The sequence below is a fragment of the Shewanella aestuarii genome (assembly GCF_014647215.1).
GTDB lineage: Bacteria > Pseudomonadota > Gammaproteobacteria > Enterobacterales > Shewanellaceae > Shewanella > Shewanella aestuarii.
On sequence record NZ_BMOT01000014.1, the window covers coordinates 15763 to 38258 of the forward strand.

Sequence of the window (22496 nt, forward strand, 5' to 3'; positions counted from 1 at the left end):
AAACAGTATCAAATGATTTTTAGTTCCAAACTGGAGCTTAAAACTTTGCAAATAATAAGAGCTATGCCCGATATTATTTTTTACAAATATGATACTTATCAATTGGTTGCGGCAGTCGGATTTGAACCTACTACCTTTGCGGATAACAAGAGCTGAGCCCGATATTATCTTTTAACCAATGCGATACTTGTTAATTGGTTGCGGGAGCCGGATTTGAACCGACGACCTTTGCGGATAATAAGAGCTGAGCCCGATATTATCTTTTAACCAATGCAATACTTGTTAATTGGTTGCGGGAGCCGGATTTGAACCGACGACCTTCGGGTTATGAGCCCGACGAGCTACCATACTGCTCCATCCCGCGTCCGATAAACGCTGCTTTGACGAGTCACATTCTGTTGTAAGATTGTGGTCCTCTTCGAAGCGGGGCGAACTATAACGACTGACTTGTCGGTTTGCAAGCGTATTTTTGAAATGAAAGCCTGTTTGCTGATAAAGCAGTCTGTTTGCCTGTTTAACTAGCGATAATTGTTATCAATAGGTAAATTGCAGTGCTTAACATGTGAAACTGAGTCAAATGAAGCATAGGCTTAGTCGATAAGTCGTTGGGGATATCGGTTTGAACAGGTATAATGCGCGTCAGAATTTATTGAGTAAAGATGACTAGCTAACCTATGTTTAATTTTTTTGCTGCCTCCCCGAAAGGGTTTGAATATAGCCTTGCCTGTGAACTGAAAGAGTTTGGCGCTTTTGAAGTAAAGGAAAGCGTTGCGGGCGTGTATTTTTCTGCGCCGCTTGAACTTGCCTATCGGATCACTTTGTGGACAAGGCTAGCAAGTCGAATTGTATTGGTTATCTATAAAGGTGCCTGTGAATCAGCAGAGCAGTTATATAACGCCGCTTACTGTATCGATTGGCCATCGCATTTTTCGAATAAAAATACCTTTAGTATCGATTTTCACGGTACGGGCGGTTTTATTAATAACACCCAGTTTGGTGCGTTAAAAATTAAAGATGCCGTTGTAGACCGTTTCCGTGATGATGGTGATAACCGTCCAGATGTTGAACGTGTTAATCCTGACTTTAAAATTGATGCGCATTTCCGTAATGGTCAAATCACGATTGCGATGAACTTTTCGGGTTCGTCATTGCACCAGCGTGGGTATCGTTCAACCACTGGCGAAGCGCCGTTAAAAGAAAACTTAGCGGCTAATATGTTGGTCCGTTCTGGTTGGCAACAACAGCCCATTACTTTGCTAGACCCATTTTGTGGTAGTGGCACAGTGCTAATTGAAGCCGCGTTAATGGCATCGGATATCGCTCCTGGACTTAAACGCGAGCGATTTGGTTTTGAGTTTTGGCGTAGTCACAATAAAACCATGTGGACAGCCATATTAGACGAAGCCAAAGCACGCGCAACGCTAGGCAAAAGCCGTTGTAACATTAAGTTTTATGGTTCAGATATTGATTCTCGCTTAGTCGCATTAGCAAAACGCAATGCTGAAAATGCCGGTGTCGATGATCTTATTGAGTTTAATGTCAGCGATGTGCTGAACATTGAGCCGCCAGCAGCAGAAGGCTTTTTGATCTCTAACCCACCATATGGTGAGCGCCTTGGAAGCGTAACTGAACTATTACAGCTTTATTACCAGCTTGGTGACAAACTTAAAAAAGAGTTTGGAGGCTGGAAAGTAGCGATGTTATGTAGTGATGTTGAGCTTATTTCGTCATTGAAACTCAAAGCCGATAAGCAAATGAAAATGTTTAACGGTGCACTTGAGTGTGTGTTTAACCTCTATACCTTGCATGCTAACAGTACTCGTCGCACCGCGCCTGAGTTACCAGAAGGTGTGGATATTGCTGATATCGCTCCTGCATTTGCTAACCGCATTAAAAAGAATGTTAAGCAATTAGAAAAATGGGCAAAGAAAGAAAATATCGACAGTTACCGCCTTTATGATGCTGATTTGCCTGAATATAACGTAGCGATCGATAAATACGTTGATTACGTTGTTATTCAAGAGTATTCAGCGCCAGCAACGATTCCTGAAGCCGTGACTAAGCGTCGTGTCAGTGATGTATTGTTGTCCTTACCTAATGCATTAGGTATTAGCCCAGACAGAATCACTCTTAAAACCCGTGAACGTCAAAAAGGCACACGCCAATATGAAAAGTTGGATGATAAAAAGTTAGAAGTGATCACCAAAGAATATGGCGCACGCTTTAAACTGAACTTAACTGGCTATTTAGATACGGGACTGTTTCTCGATCACCGAGTGACTCGTAAACTCGTCGGTGAAAAATCCCGTGACCGCGATGTACTGAATTTATTCTCTTATACTGGCTCAGCGTCCGTGCACGCCGCACTGGGTGGTGCTAAATCAGTGACCACGGTTGATATGTCAAATACCTATATCAGCTGGGCCAAAGAAAACTTTGAGTTAAACCGCTTATCCGGTAAGCAATATCAATTTGTTCAGGCAGATTGCTTACAGTGGATAAAAGAAAATAGTCATAAAAAATACCAATTGATTTTTATCGACCCACCAACATTTTCTAACTCGAAACGCATGGAAGACAGCTGGGATGTTCAACGTGATCACGTCAATATGCTGGGTGACTTGATTAAGTTATTGGCCGTTGAAGGTGAGATCATCTTCTCCAATAACAAACGTAAATTCAAAATGGATATCGAATTACTAACCAAGATGGGTATGAAGGTGGTTAACATAGATGATCAATGCCTACCGCTTGATTATAAACGTAACCCTCATATTCATAATGTGTGGCTAATTACCCATGCAAAATGAAATTGAATATGTCTTGTATCATACCGATGGCTGCCATTTATGCGAATTAGCACTGGCCTTGGTTGAACAGTCAAACGTAGATTTTAAGCATGTCGATATTTGTGAAACAGCAGAATTAGCTGCGCGTTATGGCACATCTATACCGGTTTTTGCTTGTGGTCAGCGCGAGTTATGCTGGCCATTTGATGCGTCAGCGTTGACGCAATTTTTAGGAGAGTAGTGTGAGTCTTGTTCGAATTACTAATGGCTCATTAGCCTATGGTTATACGCCGTTATTACAAAATGCCGACTTTACCATTGAACCAGGTGAGCGAGTGTGTATCGTTGGTCGCAACGGGGCGGGTAAATCAAGTTTAATGAAAATTTTGTCGGGTGACGTACTACTCGATGACGGTGAATTTAACATTTCAAATGATGTTAATGTCAGTCGTTTACAACAAGATCCTCCTAAAGCTGAAACGGGTACCGTATACGCTTATATTGCCGCTGGCCTTCAAGAAATTGGCGAAGCCTTAGAGAAGTATCATCAATTGTCACATGACATCGCCGATGCATCACCTGAAGAAATGGAGCGCATGTTAAAGCAAATGCAACCTCTTCAGGACATACTCGATCATAACAATGGCTGGCAATTAGACTCTCGCATCATACAAACATGCGAATTATTGAGCCTTGATGCGGATAAACCACTATCAGAACTATCTGGCGGTTGGCAGCGTAAAGTGGCACTTGCGCGTGCGTTAGTTAGCGAGCCGGATTTACTATTACTCGATGAACCCACCAACCATTTAGACATAGATACCATCGAATGGCTTGAACAATTTCTAATGAGCTTCAAAGGCGCAATTGTGTTTGTTAGTCATGACCGTGGCTTCATTCAACGTATGGCGACGCGAATTGTTGATTTAGATCGTGGTGTAGTTACCTCATGGCCTGGCAACTATCAAGCTTACCTTGACGGCAAACAAGAATGGCTCAGAGTTGAAGCCGAGAAAAATGCCCAGTTTGATAAAAAGTTAGCAGAAGAAGAAACCTGGATCAGACAGGGCGTTAAAGCTCGTCGTACCCGTAACGAAGGGCGTGTTAGAGCCTTACAAGCATTACGTCAAGAGCGTATGGCGCGCTTAAATCGACAAGGTAATGCCAAAATGGTGGTTTCAGATGGCCAACGTTCTGGTAAGTTAGTTTTCGATATTCAAAATGTTGATTACAATATTCCAGAAAAAAATCTGGTTAAAAACTTCAGCTCAACCGTTATGCGTGGCGATAGAATTGCATTAATTGGCCCCAATGGTTGCGGTAAATCAACATTAATTAAGTTGTTAATTGACCAACTACAACCACAAGCCGGTGAAATTAAAGTTGGCACTAAACTGGAAGTGGCTTATTTTGACCAATATCGCGAAGCACTTGACCCTGAAAAGACCGTTGAAGAAAACGTGGGTGAAGGAAAAAGTACCGTCACGGTAAACGGCCAAGATCGCCATATTTTGAGTTATCTACAAGACTTTTTGTTTTCGCCAATGCGCGCCAGAACCCCAGTTAAAGCCTTATCTGGTGGGGAGAAAAACCGATTATTGCTGGCTCGACTATTATTGCGTCCAGCTAATTTAATCATTCTCGATGAACCAACAAACGATCTTGATATTGAGACACTAGAGTTGTTAGAGTCTCTACTTACCGATTTTGAAGGCACTTTGCTTATTGTAAGCCATGACAGAGCCTTCATCGATAACACGGTTACCAGTAGCTGGTGGTTTGCGGGCAACGGCCATTGGAGCGAGTATGTTGGCGGCTACCAAGATGCGGTTTCTCAAGGAGCTAAATTTTATTCTGAGGAACCTGCAGTCCAAACTGTTGTCGAAGCTCCAGCAGTAAAAGAAGTGAAGCCTGTAAAGATTGCTGAAAAGCCAGCCAAAAAACTGTCTTATAAAATGCAACGTGAATTAGACGAGCTGCCCGCTCGTATGGAACAATTAGAGCAAGAGATTGAAGTGTTACAAGCAAAAGTGAGTGAAGGCGATTTTTATAATCAGCCGCAAGAGGCGGTGAACACCACATTGCAATTATTAGCGTCAACTGAACACGATTTAGAAAGATGTTTTGAGCGTTGGGAAGAGCTTGAGTCATTAAAATAAAGAATAATAAAACAGGAATAGTTTTCATGAAGTTAAAGTTAGACAAAGCCTTATCACTTGTTGCTATCGGTGTATTGGGCGTAATTGGTAGCACTCAAGCCGCACCCGTATATGAAATTGTTAACCTAGATGAAGCAACATATGATTTACTTGGCACGCTTGATGGCACCCGCAATGGTTATGCAATGGGCGTTGATGCTAATGATCAATTAGTCGGCATTTCAAAGGGGAAAAAGAAACTCGATGTCGATGATGTCGATGATGGTATTGTTGATGTTGAAGACGGTATCGCACCTGAAGAAAAGATCTCTTATTCCATTTTCAAGCCTATTGAAGCAAATAACTTTACCTTTACTGCTGCAGCCAATGCTGCGGAATCTTGGAAACCAGAATTTTTCAGTATTGCAGGCACTACCGCGCCGGGCTCTACTGATAGTGAAGGCGAAGTCATTGTTAACTCAATTGATACCTTCTTTTATGGTTTAAATAGTAATAATGTTAAGGTTGGATCTTATTCTGCGCCAGAAAAAAAGTTGGCATATGTTGGTGCTTTAACCGATCAGGACTTTTGGTATTACCGTGAATTTGAATTGCGTGGTGTTGCCGTAAGTACCGCGACTGAGCCAGCTTTAGAATTACCTTTAGTGCCGCCGTATACTACTTTTACCAGAGTAGCCGAGGGTGATAAACCTGCAGCCACCGTTGAGTTAGGGGGGTGGTCAGCCGCCGCATCAGTAAACGAAAGTAATATTGCTGTGGGTTATGGTAGTACCGATTTAGCATCATTTAGTAAAGATAGAATCAACAAGTGTATTGATGATTTTAATGCACAACCAGAATTCCCTGTACCTATCGATGTCTGTGTTCAAGCTCAACAATACCCAGATGTAAATAGCAATCGTCGTAATATTCAATATCAAACCCGCGCTCTAGTGTGGGACTTGAATAATATCGATAGTGCCGGTAATCCATTAGTGACAGAGTTGCCTTTAGGACTGACGCCGCCTACCGATTCAACTTTGGTATTTACAGCGCAGGGGTTAGGCATCAACAGCAACGCTGATGTTGCTGGTCGCTCGCACGTATATCGTAATGGTGATACAGATAGATTACGCCAAGATGCCGCATATTGGAAAAAAGATACCAATGGTGACTATAAATACAATTGGGTTAATTTTAATGATGACGAAGTCTATTCTTCAATGGCTTACGATATCAATGATAATGGCATTTTAATTGGTAATTACCGTAAATACATTGGTGGTTATCTACGTGACAAATTCTTCACTTTAGATACCAATACCGCCGGTGAGACACCTGTCACACCAGAAGATTTTACTCCTGGTATTTCTGACTTAAGCAGTAAAGCTAAAGATATCAATAGCCAAGGTCAGGTCGTTGGCTATATTGAAGTCACTTATGACAAAGAAAGACCTCGCCCTAAAGCAGGTTTTTTATATAACTACAACGATAAAGAGTTTTCTAACCTAAACGATCGTTTAGTCTGTGAGTCTAAAGGTTATGTAGCGACAGGTGATAATACCTGGGAGCGCAAGAAAATCACTATTCAAGATGGTACAGGTGAGACCTTAACCTACGACTCGGAAATTTATGTTGTTGAAGCTAACAGCATCAATGAAGATGGTACCATTGTAGGGACTGCATTTATTCGTAAACCGCGTTATCAGTTTGATATTAATGGCAACCTTATTTTGGATGAGAATACTAAGCAGCCGTTGTTCCAATTGAGTGGCAATGGTGACCCAGTTACATCCTATTTACCGCGTATGGTTGTGCTAAAACCTACTGCTGGTGAAGCCTGTACTTACACAGACGTACCAGAAGAAAAACCATATGAACGTAAAGGTGCAGCCAGTTTTGCATGGTTATTTGCATTACCATTACTGTGGTTAAGAAGACGTGCATTAAAGTAGCTTCTATGAATTAGTTTACGAAGTTCGTAGACCATGACACCAAAAAAATCGAGAAAATTTTCTCGATTTTTTTTTATTTTTATTCTCAATATGTTAATCAAAACTCAGCAAAATCGATATTTTTTTGAGTTGATCTAGCTTAAAAAAACAGCTATCTCTATAGTCCGACTTGACGCAGTGAAGCCAAGTCTGTTTGATTAATAAACGAGGACGCTTGCATGAAAAGACAAAAAAGAGATCGTTTAGATAGAGCTTTTTCAAAAGGATTCCAAGCTGGAGTAGGAGGGCGCTCCAAGGAATTGTGCCCCTACGCTGGATTAGACTCTCGTTCGCAGTGGCTTGGTGGTTGGCGCGAAGGCGTTGATGGAAGAATGAGTGGGCTATTTAATAAGTGATCTGAACGACTTGTTCTTTAATAAACAGAAATGCCCTCAAAAAGAGGGCATTTCTGTTTTAAAACGTGGCGAATTTAAAATGTTGAAGTATCGCTAAACACACCCACTTTTAAATCAGTCGCTGAGTATATCTGACGACCATCAACTTCCATAGTGGCATCAGCAATACCCATCACCAGTTTGCGATGAATTGTGCGCTTAATATTAAGCTTGTAGGTCACTTTTTTAGCATTAGGTAATACTTGACCAGTAAACTTAACTTCACCAACGCCTAAAGCGCGGCCTTTGCCCTCAGCGCCTTCCCAGCCTAAATAGAAACCCACTAATTGCCACATAGCATCCAAACCTAAACAGCCAGGCATGACAGGATCAGTAATAAAGTGACAATCGAAAAACCATAAATCTGGGTTGATATCGAGTTCAGCAACAATTTCACCTTTACCAAATTCACCGCCATTGTCATTAATGGTGATAATTCTATCCATCATTAACATGTTGTCGACTGGTAAACGCGGGCGGTTTGGCCCTAAAAGATTGCCATGACCACAGGCGACGAGTTGTTCTTTGGTGAAACTATTTGCTCTTTCCATTTATCTCAATACCACTAGAATGACTTTTGATGGCAACAAGATAGCGAACACGTGTACGCTAAACAACTCCGATCACTATATAATTCTCAACTTTGCTAATAATTTAGCAATAAAGCCTAGCTCTACGTCATCATCTTGCCCTGCTAATCGATCAAGACGTTGTTGGACCATGCCATAAAGTGTATCTGGTGGAAAATCATTGTCTTCATTCGCGACGCCAGCTGGTAATGCCATTAATAGTTCAACAGCTTCATCCATATGTTCTATCGCATAAATGTGGAATTTTCCGTCAGATACAGCTGTAATGACTTCTGGTTCAAGGTTCAATTGCAGTACATTGGCTTTAGGGATAATCACTCCCTGTTCACCGGTCAATCCTCGGCGAGCACAAAGGTTAAAGAACCCTTCAATTTTCTCATTGACGCCACCAATGGCCTGTACATTACCGAATTGATCTAACGCACCTGTGAGTGCTAAAGATTGCAAAATAGGTTGTTCAGCAATGGCAGACATTAAGCAGCAATATTCTGCAAGTGATGCACTGTCGCCATCAATTTCTTGGTAGGATTGTTCAAATACAATATTGGCATTTAAATGAAGTGGGGCGTCACGTCCAAATATTCGATATAAACAGGCAGATAAAATCATCATACCTTTGGTGTGAATATTCCCACCAAGCTCTGACTTTCTTTCAATATCAGCAACTTCGCCATCACCATAGTGTACTGATGTGGTAATACGTGCAGGCTCACCATAAGAATAATCACTGGTATCAATGACTGTTAAGCCATTAATTTGCCCAACCATTGCCCCTTCAGTTGGCAAATTAATAAAGTTGTCATCAAAACTCTGTGCAGAATAGATTTCAGAACTATTATGTCGGTATTTCAACTGTGCAAGCGCATTGGCAACAGCATTGCTATTAATGCTATTACTTTTTGGCATTAACGACGAAATGGGTGATAAGGCTTTAGCTTGAGTGATTAATAATCGCATATCTTGCATGCTTAAACTTAATCTTTGCTGGTGTTCCACTAACCTGGCACTGTACCAAAGTAAAGGCAAAATGCTTGATGGCTCAAGTTCTATTCCTTGCTTGTTAGCCAGGGTCGCCAACCATTGCACATATTGACTTTCAGAGTGCTTGGTTAAATCTAACTCATAGCTTACTTCGCCAAGCAATGGAAAATGCTGACTAAAGAATCGATCTTCATTCTTTAAGTGACTATAAGACAATCCAGAACCGACAAGAATAATTTTGCAATTCACTGGAATGTGGGCTAATTCCTGGTTTATGCGATATTCGCCATCAGATAATATTTGTAGCAGCAGCTCCCAAAGTCCCTCGCGTTTCCAAATTGAATGCAAACAAATAAACACAAAATGGTTTGATGCTAACGCGCCAGCTTTATATTGACTGCTTTTGTCCGTTTTTTGCATTTTGCCGAGTAAGTCATTTCTTTTAATCTGACCCTGTAAATAACAAAAAAGTGATTGTTGCTTTGCAATCGTGCCTACATTTTCTGGAGGGCGTTGAGGCTGCCATTTGAATGTTATGGCTGTCTCTTCAGCAGGTTTAGTCGCGACCAGAAATTGATCAGTTGGCGTATCAACTTGTGAGCATAGTGCTTCGATAAAATCGACTCTATCAATGCCAGGAAAGTCAGCTAAAAAAAAGTGTTGCCCACTGAGTTTGCTCATTAATTTAAAACTATTAACGACCCTGTCTTGCCCTAATAATAAATGGCTAGGATAAAAAGTGCTTGGCACCTCTTTAGGCACATGGAATTGCGGCGCAAGTTTGGCACTAGGGAGTAATGTTGAATTCATAAAGTGATAAATGGACAATAACCAAAAGATAATGACTCAAATAGTAGCATAATGAGCTGCAAAGTCTTTAAATGAATCCAACACTCGGTAGGCAATTAGATTATCAAGCCGCTATTATGTGTACAGTGTTTAATCGTTTTGGATAAAAACACCTCTTTACGGTTAAATGCTGAACATTTGGTGTTTTTTTTTAAATTTATAGTTTACAAGCACCCGAGATACTTATATTATTTGCCGCGTTCGGAGGGATGGCAGAGTGGTCGAATGCACCGGTCTTGAAAACCGGCAACGGTTTACCCCGTTCTAGGGTTCAAATCCCTATCCCTCCGCCATATTATAAAGTGAAAAAGCCATTGATAATCAATGGCTTTTTTGCTTTCTAGCATTTGAAAAATCATATTCTCAGACCCAAAACGGATGACTGAGACATATGTACCTATTCAGAGCCACAAATTGTACCTATTACACCCGCATGGTGTTGCCAGCTTCTCTGCGCGATAAAGGCTTCGCTGCCGACATCAAAGTATCTTTGCTCACTAAACAGCGCTCAATCGCTATTGGCCGTAACCTTGTTGTTGCAGGTATCTTACGACCATTAATCAGTAACTTAACGCCACAATCACAGCCTGATGCGTTTAAAGCACACGTTAATCAATTGATTAATGATGCCCGTGAAGGCTTTGTTGGGGTAACAGAAACGCTTGATGAAAATGCCAAGCCAGTGCGGGAAATCATCCAGTTTATTCCCACTCGGCCAACGCAATTAGCCCATAATAGTGCGACATATGACAATTATCCCTCATCAACAAACTTGGCATTGTCAAATAGTTCGGGTAGTAAAAAACAAACAAATTCAGTCGCTAACGTCACATTAATTGATGCACTAATTAAATTTATTGCGTCTAAACAAAAGCAGTCTGTCTCAGTCTTAACGGTAAAGCAGCTAAATCAACGTATAGGCCACTTTATTGAGCGAACTCACTTAGATGATGTATTCGACATTACTAGCGCTGAGGCGATGGAATACAAGGATTGCTTGCTCGAAGAAGGGCGAAGCCATAAAAGTAATAAAGACTACCTAGCGGCGGTATCGCAGTTTTTTAAATGGTGCAAACTGATGCGCTACACCACCGCTAACCCGTTTGATGAAGTAAAACTGTCCAAGCCAAGTAATCAAGCTGGACATGATTTAGCGCGTCAGCGCTGGCAACCTAAGCAATTAAAACACGTACTGCAATCACAAGACTTTATCGACAAAAGCCAAGACTTTAAATGGATAACGCTATTGATGCTCTATCACGGTTTACGACCTTCAGAAGCCTGTCAGCTACACAGTAATGATATAACCGTCATCGATGGCATCAACGTCATTCACGTCACCAATGAGGGCATGAGCCAACAACTCAAGACCGCACAGTCAAAACGAACCGTTCCACTGCATCAAAAGCTCATTGAACTCGGTTTTATTGATTTCGTTCAAACCATTAATGACCGAACATCAAAAAACAGTCAGCTAAAAAACAGTCATTTAACAAGCAGCCCGTTATTTCATTATCAACCCAGTAGCGATGGTGTTTGGTCACACAAGTTCTGTCGTGAGTTTGGCAAATTACTCGACCAACTACACTTTATCGCAGGTAAACGACCTACAGCCTATTCATTCCGTCACACCTTTATTGATGAGCTTAAACAACTGCAAACAGAAGAATCGATGGTGGCACAGCTTGTTGGACACGTTTATCACAACATCACTTATGGGCGATACGGTAAGCAATATGATGTCAAAACACTCAAGCCAGTGGTAGATAAAGTCGAGTACGCGCTGAATTTGTTACAACCCATATAAAGCGTTTGATTGAAAAGGGGTCAAGGGGAACACTTGCCGATGCGGTATTAGGCACGACATACCGCTTAGTCGGTCACTAGCTGTATTGTTTGATACTTTTTGCGCCAATTTTTGCTCGTAGGATTGAGTAAACTGATTTATATGAGCGATTTTTTGACTTAATTGGTGACTGTAAGATGAAATAAATGACAACAATCAGTCAAATCTGAGTGACTTTATACGCCAACAATTTACTCTCTCAGAGCCAATAATGAGTCTGAGGAATGATGAAACGTACCCGCTGCATCATTTCTCAGCAACGCTTATCAAATCCTACGGGCGTAAATCGATAATAAATCTTGCTGAGAAATCGATTTTTCACCTTTTTTGCGTTAATTTCACGCTCATTTCACGCTCATTTCACGTCACTTTTCACTTAAAGAATGCAATTTAAACCGCTTCGCACTCCGTGAGTGCGAAGCCAAAGCAGCCCACAATTATGTGGGACTACAACGTAACCCGGTACGCTTGTATCCCACTTTTTGTTCCAAAAAGGTCGGATACAAGCTCGGGCAAGGGGAAACCCCTTAACCCCAACAACCACATGCTACGCATGTGAAAAAATCAAAAGCGTGAAAGATAAAATCAATATGCACACTTTTATGTGTCATGTACTGATTTTATGTACAGGTGTAATTGTGTTCCATCGATTTACGCTAAAAATCGATTGAAAATTGTTCTTTAGTTGTATCACTTTAAAATAGAGAAATCATAAAGATCTGATTTTGTTGTCTTTAATTTTTAGTACAGTGCGCAAAATTCTACTTTACGTGCAAGCTCGGTTTGTTATTGTCTGTTAGGCACAATTATTTGTTTTACTTCAATAATATAGCAAATGTAGGATGTTATTAATCAATAACTTAAACGGTCGACTTTAAATTTATTTGTCCGTTCAATAAGCTGTTAGGCGTAGATAGAGAATATGGCACTAGATCTAGGAAAGTTACTCAAACAAGAAGCATATGCTTGCATTGAAACGAGCTTAGGAGAGCTTTGCGTATTTGGCATAAATGCTAAAGGCCAAACTGAACTTCTAAAAAATCTGGACTTGTAGGGGTCAAGCAAAATTGGCCACGGTTTTATAGCAATTTCTCGATGTTGTGCTACTTTTATAGCCAATTTATGGATTCTAGCTACAATTCGATACTGAAATCCATGGATATAAGGAGCCAATCATGGAGTATGACTCCTTTTAACAAATGCTCAGTGAGGGAGAGTCTCGCTGAGACAAATACAAAAAGGAATTAATTATGTACCTCAAAATCGGCGCGGCTATTATTGCCCTAAATTTACTCTTCAGTCCGGCAGCAATAGCAGACTCTGCAAAAATCACCAAAGCGAAATACCACCAGCACCAAAATGAGTTAATGGTTAAAGGCGTTATCAAGCCTGACAAGTACCACAAATCACATCATGATAAACACACTGCAAATAGCATCACCATCGTCGATGCTAATAACCCGAGCTTTATTGTTGCACAGCTGCAAGAAAGGCGTGAATTTAAAGCCAAAATAGGCGCGCAAGAATTAGGATATATCCCCTGCGAAGTAGGCGTAATCGTTAACGATGACATAGATAGTATGACGACTGCGTATGTTCACAAAGCACCGGAGCTATGCGGGGGGTACAGTGCAACTATCACAGGACTTGTCACTGATGAACCTATCCCATTTTCCACCGTGTCTGTTACATTAAACGGACAAAGGTTTACCACAGTCGCAGATGCCAATGGTGCCTATAGTTTAGATATTCTGACCACCAACATTGACCAGTTATTGGTCGTTGAGTCGAGTGCTACACAAGCAGGCAGCGGCGATGAAATTAATTTCGTGAATATGGTTGGCAGCTTTGAAAAAGTGCTATCAGAAGCCGATCCCGTTAATGTTACCAACGTTACCACAGCAAGCTATGTGTTAGCGGTTGAAGCCAATGGCGGCATTGCACCCACAACCAGTGCAGAGCTGCAAGCAGCCGAAACGGCAATAGATGCTACCCAGCTATTTAAGCTTGCTGCGGTAATCAAATTGATTGTAGATAACCCAAGCTATAGCTTGCCCGATGGTTTTGACAGTGTGTTAGATTTTATTAGTGATGAAACTGCTGTGGATAGTTTTGTGCAAGCAACCCCTGCTGAAGATCTTGATAATGCAGTTGCACAAATTTTATCGGACAGTAACTTAGTGGCAGGATTTAACATAAATGACATTCCTGAACTTTACTATGTTGTTGATAAAGCTCAGCCAGGCTATATGTCTCGTAGCGGTTCGGCCTTAGAATTTAATTTATCTAACAATACAGGTAATACTTTGGGCTTCCAAGGTAACAATGGCATAGCTGTGAACGAAGCATTTACTTGGCAAGTAGATAATGGTCGTCTGAATATCATTCTCAGTTTTCCTATGCAATTAGAGCAACTTGGATTTAATATTGAGGATGTCACCGATAATCAAGCAGAAATTGATGCTTTTTATGCCGGTGGTGGGACAGAAAACGGTTTTCACTATTTCAGCACTGAATTACAACGTAACTATACAAGAGTCGTCGATGGCAACTTGGTCGATATTGTATCTGTAGAGTCACGTAGTGAAATTGTGACTCCCGATATTTTATTACTTGATGGCTCAACCTTGACCATCGCCCTACCTAAATATGCGTTCAACACCACTAACCAGACGTTACGATCAAGTTCTGATGTTACACCTATCCCATTTGATGGAGTTTGTTCATCTGGAGCAACGTGTGTTCAGGGAGACTGGGGTGGCATATACCATTACTCCGAAGGTAAGCGGGCCTATGACGATTTTATCTTTCCCGAGAGTGCTTATGCGGAGCTGATAACGTTTTCAGCCTCAAATCAAACCTCAGGTGCCATTTCACTAGTCGATGCTAACTGGATGGTCGATGGTGAAGGAAAACTTGTCATTACCTATGCTAACGGTATGGTGCAAACCAACCAAATTATTGATCAATCAGGTATCGAGTTTGGTGTTTTTTCAACCTTTGATAACGGAGTCGATCGGTTCGCAACTTATAATATTTGGGTCAAAGGCCAGTCAGGATTCACTCTCGATGCTAACTACTTAACCCACGTAACTGACTCACAATTTTGGGCTGGCGAAATTAACGCTTGGATCCCTAGCCTATATGATGAGTTTGGTTATCTAGAACCAGGACAATTATGGGGATGGGATTTCAGTACCACTGATGTAACCAATACTTTTGGTGTCGCATGGAGCGCACCAGACGCTAATGGACTAAGCTCGATGGAATTTGGTGAAAACGCACCGGTAAGTTATAGCGTCACGCCAGACTATGTCATTATCGAAAGGTCTGTGTTTGCTAAACGCTACTGGTATCCAGTTGCCAGTACCACTATTAACGGTGAACGCATGTTCTATATCATCGAACGTGAAGAACGTAATGCAGAGCTCTGGTTTGGCGGCGAACCTGGGTTTAACACCTATATTCCATCACGAATGAATATTGAACGAGAGCGCGACAAAAATGATTATCTGAACGTAGTGCGCTAAACCGTTAACTAACCTCAGAACTGCATAAGCATATCTTTTTCAAGCCGAGTTACTCTGATACTCGGCTTTTTATTTGAAAGGTATACAAAAAATCCTGACACCCATAGTTAATTGCGCATAACGTCGCCTTTACCTAAGCGTGTGTTAAGCATAAGATTAACAATGGGTGGCATGTTTCCCCGTTATAGCTCATTCGTATCCCTTCTTGCTTTCTATACGCTATTTGCGTGCACTTCATTTATGAAATGTATATTTGTAGAATCAAAAATATTTGAGAAATACCGAGATGAACACCTCAGTGACGAAGAGTTTAGGCTGTTTCAATTTGAGTTAATGTCAAACCCGAAGCAGGGTGATGTGATTAAAGGTACAGTCGGTTTGCGAAAGGTTAGAGTTGCAAGTATGGGTGAAGGAAAACGTGGGGGTTCACGAGTTATTTATTACTTCCTTGATGAAAAACGACGTTTCTATTTATTATTTATGAAAAAATTAAATGTCGGATTTAACCGCAGATCAAAAGAAACAGTTAAAGTCCTTTATGGAGGTATGGCGCAATGAGCAATCGTGATTTATTTACAGAATTAAGCTCGGCTCTTGTTGAGGAAAAAGAGCATTCAGAGGGAAAGCTTACCCTTAAAACACATCAGGTTAATGATGTAAGTGAACTTGATATCTCACCTAATGAAATTGTACATATTAGAGAAAAATTTCATATGTCACGTGGTGTGTTTGCTAGCTTACTTCATGCATCACCCCGTACATTAGAGAACTGGGAGCAAGGACGTAGGGCGCCAAATGGGCAAGCAATTACGCTTTTGAAATTAGTGCAACGTTATCCAGAAACTCTCACGCACATAGCAGAGCTATAACACATATGAGCCTCCCGCCAGTCAATAGGCGAGCCTAACTTATTTGACTGCTTTTGCAGTCAAATTAAAATCAATCAACAAATTCATCTACTTTGTCTGTCATTTAGCTGTCAAATCCTCGTGTTCTTAGCCACTACAGCAGGCAAACACACTTAGTGGCTCTCTTCGTGCGATTTCTTTAAAATCTGAATGCAGCCTGATAATTTCAATCATTGACAATCTAACCAATAAATATTTAAATGTCATATATCGACTACGAATGTTCACTTTCTGAGGTGTGATTTTTCGATTAGTTATTGATTATAATGAATTTTAGTTTTATTTTGTGGCTGGTTTCTTGGGTTCAAATCCCTATCCCTCCGCCACATTCTAATGAAGAGGCCTTATCGAAAGATAAGGCCTTTTTGTTTGGCGAATTGTAAAGATTCAAAGCCAGGGTTCCTCTTTAATAACAAGCAAGCTATCCCTGCGCCATATTTATCGAAAAAGCCTTATCAGAAACGATGAGGCTTTTTTGTTGTTTGGGATTTGAAGAGCTCTCCATAATGATTGACTCAGACAATGTATCTGTTTTTTACATAAACAAAGCATCCAACAAGGTATATTCCACTCTTTTTAGCTGCCACTCATTTTCTGCAGAAACTCCAAGCGTTGTTGCTCTTGTTCATTGGGTTGCCATAGCTCATCTGATAGCTGCTCAACGGCAAAATCCCCCAGATCAAAACTAGGCTGCTTGCTATGACCATATCGAGTTAGCTCTCCGGGGACGCCTGGACGTAGTTCTACTACAAAAGAACTTAACTTGAAGCCAGCAGAGTGTGAGGATAGCACCGCTTTATAGGCTTTAAGCTCCATTGTGACATCACCTTCGCTCAGGTTTTTAGATTGGGTTAGCAATGCGATTGGCTGGTCGTTTGTTGTGAATAAATTCGCCCGCAAACGATAATGTCCTGCTTTTTCTACGGTAAGCTTAACTGGTATAACCATATCACTACCTTCAGCTCGCACGGAACCTACACCAGTAATCGTGGCTGTAGGGTGGCTATATTCAATGCCTGTCGATAGGGTCTGCTTTTTACCGTTGGCATCAAACGTCACACTGATTTGCACTGGTTCATCCCATTCTTCTTTGGCTTTGAGGTTTACAGTCCATTCTCCCTGTTCTTCTGACATGTCCGCTTTAGCTAATATATTTTCTGCTAAGCCAAGTTCGCTTTTAATCGAGGCCACAGCGGCGGTCACAACCATACCATTAACAACTAGTTTGACTAGAATAGGCTCAGGATAACTATAGCGGTATTTAGTTAGGACTATGCTGGCGCTGCCTCCATTTTGTAATGGCACTTGCTGGGGCAGATAATTGTTGGGGTTGAGTAAATGGGTATCCTCAGGCGTGATTGGAACTGAATAAGAAGGGATCGTTAATTCGGTAGCATAAGCTTCAGCTAATATAGAGAAACTCTCGCTGATAGATTCTGGAATTATGTCTATCTGATGTTTAATTTGAGGTTTTTTTAGCGATGCTTCAGTTACTTGTTTTGCAATTGCAGGTTCTTGTTTAACTAACGGCAAAACCTGAGGCTGGGTGTTAGTTGGTTCTGGGCTCAAATACCAGTACCCTGCTAGACACGCTAGCAGGGTGATTAAGCTGAACATTTTTTTGTGCTGTTTTTTCTTCAAGGGTTAATTTGCCGCCTGATAGATGAGAGATGACATACTGGTGTTAGCCGAGTTTCTGACTAATCTATAACGAGAGCTAAATATCCACCAACCACGTTTTTCTTCATAGGTATTAAATTGTAAATTATCACCATTAAGATAACTGGCGCTACTATTAGCTGTGGTGACTTCATCTTTGGCGTTGTTTAAAATAGTATCTGCGTGGCTGTAACCCTCACTCATTAACATAGGGTAATGATTTGGCATAAACTGGCTAGGGGCACTCACAGAAGTAAGATTACCATCAAATGCAACACTGCGTGAGCAACTGTTATAGCTGCCTACCGACGCTGCTCCGCAACTCGAATGACTGGCAACTACGCCATCATCTTCACCAGGTAAAAACGCACCTGTTGCCCCCAAGAAATCTGACCCCGCTCCTGCAAAACGTAATCTAGGGACTCGGCTATCTGGAAAAGCTGCAAGCTTGCGAGCGCTATTGACGCGTAAGTCATTGAGAACACCGATTGTTGAGGGGGTAGGGGTATTACCTAGCCATAAAGATACAGCAAATTTTAATGTGGCATCGATAAGTCCTGTTCCATTGGCCACATTGACAGCAAGATCAGCTAATTCTACACCACCGCCAGCACCGGCAAAATCGAAGGTGGCGACAATGTTTAATGGCTGCATGCCAGCATTTTGTAACCATAATGCTTGATTATCAATAATATAACGTGTGACTAAGTCACCTGTGGAGTGGGTTACAAATACGCAACCACTGGCGCAGGTGCCTTCTCGTGACATTTGTTGTAATTTGGGCCAAACATAATCACTGGTGATTTTATTGGCAATTCTCTCTTGTGATGGCCAATCGATACGCTCATCAGCACGGTCTAGCCAATATTGTGCCCAGTATTGTTCTCCATTACTGCTAACCTCTTCCCCTGTCGGTTTGCTTTGTAAATTATCAGGTTGAAAGCCGTGGATTAACACTACCGGATATCCCCCAACAGCGGCTTGTGCAGCCCCAGTTATTAATCCGGTTAAGAGTAACAAAAGTGATTTTTTCATTTGAAATCCTTGTCTATTGTTTGCGACTACGGCCATAGAGGCGCTAGCATTATTGTTATAATTTTCTGTCAAACATTAGGAATGTTTTTTATTTCCCCCCATCAAAATAGAGCAGAAATAAAAGATTGCAACCGTTAAAAATTGCTATTTTATGGCAATCAAGCTGCGTTTGTTTGAATGTGTTAAATCCAATTAGCATAAGAATAACAATAGAGGGGAAGTTAGTTGGGACTGTGTGTAACAATCTATTAACATGATGGTTGTTAAAAAATTAACACTATTGTTTTAAGTATTTACTCCAATTTTTCAAAAAAATTTATAGCAGACCTTAAGCTGATTTTATTTTAATTAAACACAGCATTCTTCCTGTAAACCTCAATCTGGTTTTGCTTTATTTCATTTAAGTTAAAATATCGTGGTAATTATCGTCCCAGTTTCCTTTAGCGTGGCTGGGTTTATTATCGTTCACATAAAAAATAACAACACCAGTGTAAACACATTGATAAATTAAAATTATGTTTATGATAATTTATGATAATTTTTAATAATCAATATTCTCTATATACTTAGTCCATGAGTAAAACCCACACGATATTTGAATTTGGAGCAGATTATGAAAATGAATCACGTTGGTATTATGGTCGGTGATATGGATAAAGCTGTTGAGTTTTATACTAAAGCTTTGGGACTGAGCATAGTGATGGGAAACAGCAAAGTGCTAGAAGAACGTGAATCAGCGATTGGCAGAATGTGTATTGCTGTTTTTGGTGAAGGTTTTAAGGGGTTTAATATTGCCCATTTAATGACCTCTGATGGTATTGGTGTTGAGTTGTTTGAAATGAATGTACGAGCGGAACGTCATGTTGTTGATTTTTCGAAAATCGGGATTTTCCACTTCTGTCTACAAACGGATGACTTTGACGGAGTGATCGCGAAAACCAAAGAATTTGGTGGAAAAGTAAGAATGGACATTATGCGTTATCACCCTGAAGATGATAGCAAGCCTGCAAAAATGGTTTACTTAGAAGACCCGTTTGGAAATCTCTTTGAGCTTTACTCACACACTTATGCAGAAACCTATGCAACTGAGTATGAGTAATAGAGACAAGATCAAAAGGGTTGGTTAGTACTAATCCTTTTTTATTCAATTCTAGAAAAAGTTATCTCAAAAACTAATTCTGTGTTTAGACGGATATGTTTTATTGGCCAGATTCGCTTGTAGTTGTAATAAACATGTCATCCAGTTAGGAAATACCTAGCACAGATGGTGTAGAATAGGCGGATTGAATCGCCGCTAGTTATCTTTTGGATTTGTGTCGGCAGCTTTAAATTATTTACTGTAAACGAGAATTGAATGTCAAATGCCACCCCCTCAGAACTTAACAGCTTTGTCCAAGAATGTAGCTACGCATTAATTGATAACACACTGCAGCGTTTAGTGTTTTCAAAATATCGTGGTGATGACAAAGAGCTTAAACGCATAGCAGTGCGTGCTATTGAGTTAAAAGGTCAGCGACTTGCGTCTTGTTTATATGAATATCGTACTAACCATATTACCAAGAATATTGAGCTGGGCGATCTCACCAAGCTTTGCCAACAATGGCTTGAAAATGACTTTCTAAGTGCACACTTAATCACGCTTGAGTGGGAAATTCAATTAAGTATCAGTAAGAAAGGCAAGGTGCTCATTAATAAGTATCGTAATAAAAATGCCCCAAAGAACAAAGGGACTGATATCCTCAGCACAACCGAAGCCGTGTCTCATAACCGCGCCAAAAAACGTTTTGTTGAGCAGCATCGCCCATATTTACGAGAACTCGGAATTACTGATGCTAATGGTGAAATCATTCCGTCAATGTCACGTAAGTGGAAACAAATAAACAAGTTTATTGAAGTGTTATCGCGTGCCATAGACCAAACTGGTTTGGCTAATAGTAATGAGGTTCATATTGCAGACTTTGGTTCGGGCAAGGCTTATTTAACTTTTGCTGTGCATGATTATTTTGTAGATAAACTTCAAGTAAAAAATCAGGTTACGGGCGTTGAGCTTCGTCAGGGTTTAGTGGATTTATGCAACCAAACGGCTACCAAGTTAGCATTAACGGGCATAAAATTTGAACAAGGCGATGTTCAGCACTTTAAAGCTCAGGGGATCAACATCATGATCGCTTTACATGCCTGTGATATAGCTACCGATTATGCATTGCATATGGGGATAAGAACTGGCGCAGAAATTATTATGTGCTCACCATGCTGTCACAAACAAATTCGCCCGCAAATGAAAAGTCCCCAGTTATTAGCCCCCTTATTACAACATGGGATCCATATGGGGCAAGAAGCAGAAATGGTGACCGATGGTTTACGTGCATTGCTACTTGAAGCAAATGGATACGATACCCAAGTGTTTGAATTTATTTCTCTTGAACACACAAGCAAAAACAAAATGATTTTGGCTCAAAAACGAAAGCAGCCGCGTGACAACAGCGCTATTTTACAACAAATAGCCTCCATCAAAGACTTTTATGGTATTGAAGAGCAATGCCTAGAAACTTTATTAGGTTAGCTTTAGAGTCATTACAATAATTTGATTTTATGTAAATGGTTTGCCGTTTGAACGATTAGTTTCGGTTTATTAAACCGTCGATTAATAATGTATTGAATAATGGTGGTTAAGCTTGTTCAATCTTGCCATTGAAGACATTTATAGTTAGTTTTACAAAGTTTAAATTTAAGTCATGGAAGGAGTAGTGATGGGAAATATTGTCTGGGTTGCCTCATACCCAAAATCTGGTAATACATGGGTGCGTGCTTTTATCGAAAATTACATTCAAGATCAGGATAATGCTGTAGACATAAATACCATGCACCGTATCTCGACCGCTGAATCAGCCGCTCATCGATATCAACCTTATCTTCCCACGGATAAAACAAGCACTACCGAACTATCGTTGGAAGAAATTTGTAAAATCCGTCCTTCAGTTCAGTCAGATATTGCCCAACAAGCTCATGGCACTACTTTTGTAAAAACCCATAACTATCTTGGTGAATATAATGGTTATCCTCTGCATAATTCTGCAGTGACTTCTGGTGCTATTTATGTAGTAAGAAACCCTTTAGATGTTGTCATTTCGATGGCTAATTATTTTGGTTACAGCATTGATGAAGCAATTGATTATCTAGCTGAAGAAATGACTGGCACACCAAATGAAAGTTTTCATGTGCCTCAAATTATCACTTCATGGTCAATGCATGTTTCAAGTTGGACGAGCGATACAAATGCAAAAATAATATTGAGATATGAGGATATGTTGGATGATCCCAAAAAAGCCTTTAGAAAGGTGGAGTCTTTTTTAGGACTAAAGAAAGACCCCAAAAGACTAAAGAATGCAATTAAACACTCGTCTTTCTTACAGCTAAAATCTCAAGAAGCTAAATCAGGTTTTGTTGAGAAACATGAAAATGCGAATGCTTTTTTCCGCAAAGGGGGGAAACATCAATGGAAGGAAAAATTAACAGATGAACAAGTTCAAAGAGTCGTAAGCAGTCATTATGAGCTTATGAAAAAGTTTAAGTATTTACCTAATACTAACTAGTTATGCGTAAGAACATTAACTCTATAATGTTAATGTGATTAATCGAAAACAGTGCATTTGAGATAAAAAGAGCTATTAAGTTCTAAAGCTCTTTTTATCGTAACAACCTACAACCTATTGATTATAAAGCATAATATTGTAATTTAAATGTTTTATTCAAGATTAAGTGCTCTTGAAGCCTTATAGAGT

16 protein-coding genes and 2 tRNA genes are annotated in these 22496 nt (G+C 40.4%); 13 read left to right on the forward strand and 5 right to left on the reverse strand.

The genetic code is table 11. The features are described from left to right. Positions 1-287: 287 nt before the first annotated feature. Positions 288-364: transfer RNA gene (locus IEY03_RS15855), tRNA-Met, on the reverse strand. 310 nt (positions 365-674) lie between these two features. On the opposite strand from IEY03_RS15855, the gene rlmKL reads away from it, so the two are divergent. The 5 genes from rlmKL (at position 675) to rmf (ending at position 7277) form a co-directional block, all read left to right on the forward strand. After that, a complete protein-coding gene (rlmKL, locus tag IEY03_RS15860; RefSeq protein WP_188843503.1) occupies positions 675-2810 on the forward strand; it encodes a bifunctional 23S rRNA (guanine(2069)-N(7))-methyltransferase RlmK/23S rRNA (guanine(2445)-N(2))-methyltransferase RlmL in 2136 nt (711 codons plus the stop codon). Then, positions 2800-3030, forward strand: a complete 231-nt coding sequence (locus tag IEY03_RS15865; protein ID WP_188843505.1) for a glutaredoxin family protein — start codon at positions 2800-2802, stop codon at positions 3028-3030. The genes rlmKL and IEY03_RS15865 overlap by 11 nt, the downstream gene beginning before the upstream one ends. A gap of 1 nt (position 3031) precedes the next feature. Beyond that, positions 3032-4948, forward strand: a complete 1917-nt coding sequence (locus tag IEY03_RS15870) for an ABC transporter ATP-binding protein (RefSeq protein ID WP_188843507.1) — start codon at positions 3032-3034, stop codon at positions 4946-4948. Positions 4949-4974: 26 nt separating this feature from the next. Then, complete coding sequence (locus IEY03_RS15875) at positions 4975-6882, forward strand: DUF3466 family protein (protein WP_188843509.1); 1908 nt, start codon at positions 4975-4977, stop codon at positions 6880-6882. A gap of 218 nt (positions 6883-7100) precedes the next feature. After that, positions 7101-7277 (forward strand): ribosome modulation factor, encoded by a 177-nt coding sequence (gene rmf, locus IEY03_RS15880; RefSeq protein WP_188843511.1) that lies wholly within the window; start codon positions 7101-7103, stop codon positions 7275-7277. Between the two features lie 74 nt (positions 7278-7351). On the opposite strand, the gene fabA is transcribed toward rmf, so the two are convergent. Beyond that, complete coding sequence (gene fabA, locus IEY03_RS15885; protein WP_188843513.1) at positions 7352-7867, reverse strand: bifunctional 3-hydroxydecanoyl-ACP dehydratase/trans-2-decenoyl-ACP isomerase; 516 nt, start codon at positions 7865-7867, stop codon at positions 7352-7354. A gap of 75 nt (positions 7868-7942) precedes the next feature. Beyond that, positions 7943-9697, reverse strand: a complete 1755-nt coding sequence (locus IEY03_RS15890; protein WP_188843515.1) for a S16 family serine protease — start codon at positions 9695-9697, stop codon at positions 7943-7945. Between the two features lie 242 nt (positions 9698-9939). Between IEY03_RS15890 and IEY03_RS15895 the strand changes: the two genes are divergently transcribed. From IEY03_RS15895 to IEY03_RS15915, 5 genes are all read left to right on the forward strand, one after another. Next, positions 9940-10029: transfer RNA gene (locus IEY03_RS15895), tRNA-Ser, on the forward strand. Positions 10030-10127: 98 nt separating this feature from the next. After that, positions 10128-11543: a site-specific integrase gene (locus IEY03_RS15900; protein WP_188843516.1), complete on the forward strand. Its 1416-nt coding sequence runs from the start codon at positions 10128-10130 to the stop codon at positions 11541-11543. Positions 11544-12832: 1289 nt separating this feature from the next. Beyond that, positions 12833-15112: a carboxypeptidase-like regulatory domain-containing protein gene (locus IEY03_RS15905; protein ID WP_188843517.1), complete on the forward strand. Its 2280-nt coding sequence runs from the start codon at positions 12833-12835 to the stop codon at positions 15110-15112. Positions 15113-15274: 162 nt separating this feature from the next. Next, positions 15275-15670: a type II toxin-antitoxin system RelE/ParE family toxin gene (locus IEY03_RS15910; protein WP_229778363.1), complete on the forward strand. Its 396-nt coding sequence runs from the start codon at positions 15275-15277 to the stop codon at positions 15668-15670. Then, positions 15667-15981, forward strand: coding sequence for a helix-turn-helix domain-containing protein (locus tag IEY03_RS15915; RefSeq protein WP_188843518.1), 315 nt, complete (start codon positions 15667-15669; stop codon positions 15979-15981). The genes IEY03_RS15910 and IEY03_RS15915 overlap by 4 nt, the downstream gene beginning before the upstream one ends. A 615-nt stretch (positions 15982-16596) precedes the next feature. Here IEY03_RS15915 and IEY03_RS15920 read toward each other — a convergent pair. Both IEY03_RS15920 and IEY03_RS15925 read right to left on the reverse strand, forming a co-directional pair. Beyond that, positions 16597-17589, reverse strand: a complete 993-nt coding sequence (locus tag IEY03_RS15920) for a hypothetical protein (protein ID WP_229778364.1) — start codon at positions 17587-17589, stop codon at positions 16597-16599. A gap of 75 nt (positions 17590-17664) precedes the next feature. Next, complete coding sequence (locus IEY03_RS15925; protein WP_188843519.1) at positions 17665-18714, reverse strand: hypothetical protein; 1050 nt, start codon at positions 18712-18714, stop codon at positions 17665-17667. A gap of 613 nt (positions 18715-19327) precedes the next feature. Between IEY03_RS15925 and IEY03_RS15930 the strand changes: the two genes are divergently transcribed. The 3 genes from IEY03_RS15930 (at position 19328) to IEY03_RS15940 (ending at position 22307) form a co-directional block, all read left to right on the forward strand. Next, positions 19328-19813, forward strand: a complete 486-nt coding sequence (locus tag IEY03_RS15930; RefSeq protein ID WP_188843520.1) for a VOC family protein — start codon at positions 19328-19330, stop codon at positions 19811-19813. 255 nt (positions 19814-20068) lie between these two features. Beyond that, on the forward strand, positions 20069-21277 hold the full coding sequence (locus IEY03_RS15935) for a class I SAM-dependent methyltransferase (RefSeq protein ID WP_188843521.1): 1209 nt from the start codon (positions 20069-20071) through the stop codon (positions 21275-21277). A 187-nt stretch (positions 21278-21464) separates the two neighbouring features. Continuing rightward, positions 21465-22307, forward strand: a complete 843-nt coding sequence (locus tag IEY03_RS15940) for a sulfotransferase domain-containing protein (RefSeq protein WP_188843522.1) — start codon at positions 21465-21467, stop codon at positions 22305-22307. Positions 22308-22496: the final 189 nt, after the last annotated feature.

Bases quoted from the DNA above. Each gene is read 5' to 3' on its own strand.
- rlmKL (WP_188843503.1), top strand. From the start codon at position 675: ATGTTTAATTTTTTTGCTGCCTCCCCGAAAGGGTTTGAATATAGCCTT.
- IEY03_RS15865 (WP_188843505.1), top strand. From the start codon at position 2,800: ATGCAAAATGAAATTGAATATGTCTTGTATCATACCGATGGCTGCCAT.
- IEY03_RS15875 (WP_188843509.1), top strand. From the start codon at position 4,975: ATGAAGTTAAAGTTAGACAAAGCCTTATCACTTGTTGCTATCGGTGTA.
- rmf (WP_188843511.1), top strand. From the start codon at position 7,101: ATGAAAAGACAAAAAAGAGATCGTTTAGATAGAGCTTTTTCAAAAGGA.
- fabA (WP_188843513.1), bottom strand. From the start codon at position 7,867: ATGGAAAGAGCAAATAGTTTCACCAAAGAACAACTCGTCGCCTGTGGT.
- IEY03_RS15890 (WP_188843515.1), bottom strand. From the start codon at position 9,697: ATGAATTCAACATTACTCCCTAGTGCCAAACTTGCGCCGCAATTCCAT.
- IEY03_RS15900 (WP_188843516.1), top strand. From the start codon at position 10,128: ATGTACCTATTCAGAGCCACAAATTGTACCTATTACACCCGCATGGTG.
- IEY03_RS15905 (WP_188843517.1), top strand. From the start codon at position 12,833: ATGTACCTCAAAATCGGCGCGGCTATTATTGCCCTAAATTTACTCTTC.
- IEY03_RS15910 (WP_229778363.1), top strand. From the start codon at position 15,275: ATGGGTGGCATGTTTCCCCGTTATAGCTCATTCGTATCCCTTCTTGCT.
- IEY03_RS15915 (WP_188843518.1), top strand. From the start codon at position 15,667: ATGAGCAATCGTGATTTATTTACAGAATTAAGCTCGGCTCTTGTTGAG.
- IEY03_RS15925 (WP_188843519.1), bottom strand. From the start codon at position 18,714: ATGAAAAAATCACTTTTGTTACTCTTAACCGGATTAATAACTGGGGCT.
- IEY03_RS15930 (WP_188843520.1), top strand. From the start codon at position 19,328: ATGAAAATGAATCACGTTGGTATTATGGTCGGTGATATGGATAAAGCT.
- IEY03_RS15935 (WP_188843521.1), top strand. From the start codon at position 20,069: ATGTCAAATGCCACCCCCTCAGAACTTAACAGCTTTGTCCAAGAATGT.
- IEY03_RS15940 (WP_188843522.1), top strand. From the start codon at position 21,465: ATGGGAAATATTGTCTGGGTTGCCTCATACCCAAAATCTGGTAATACA.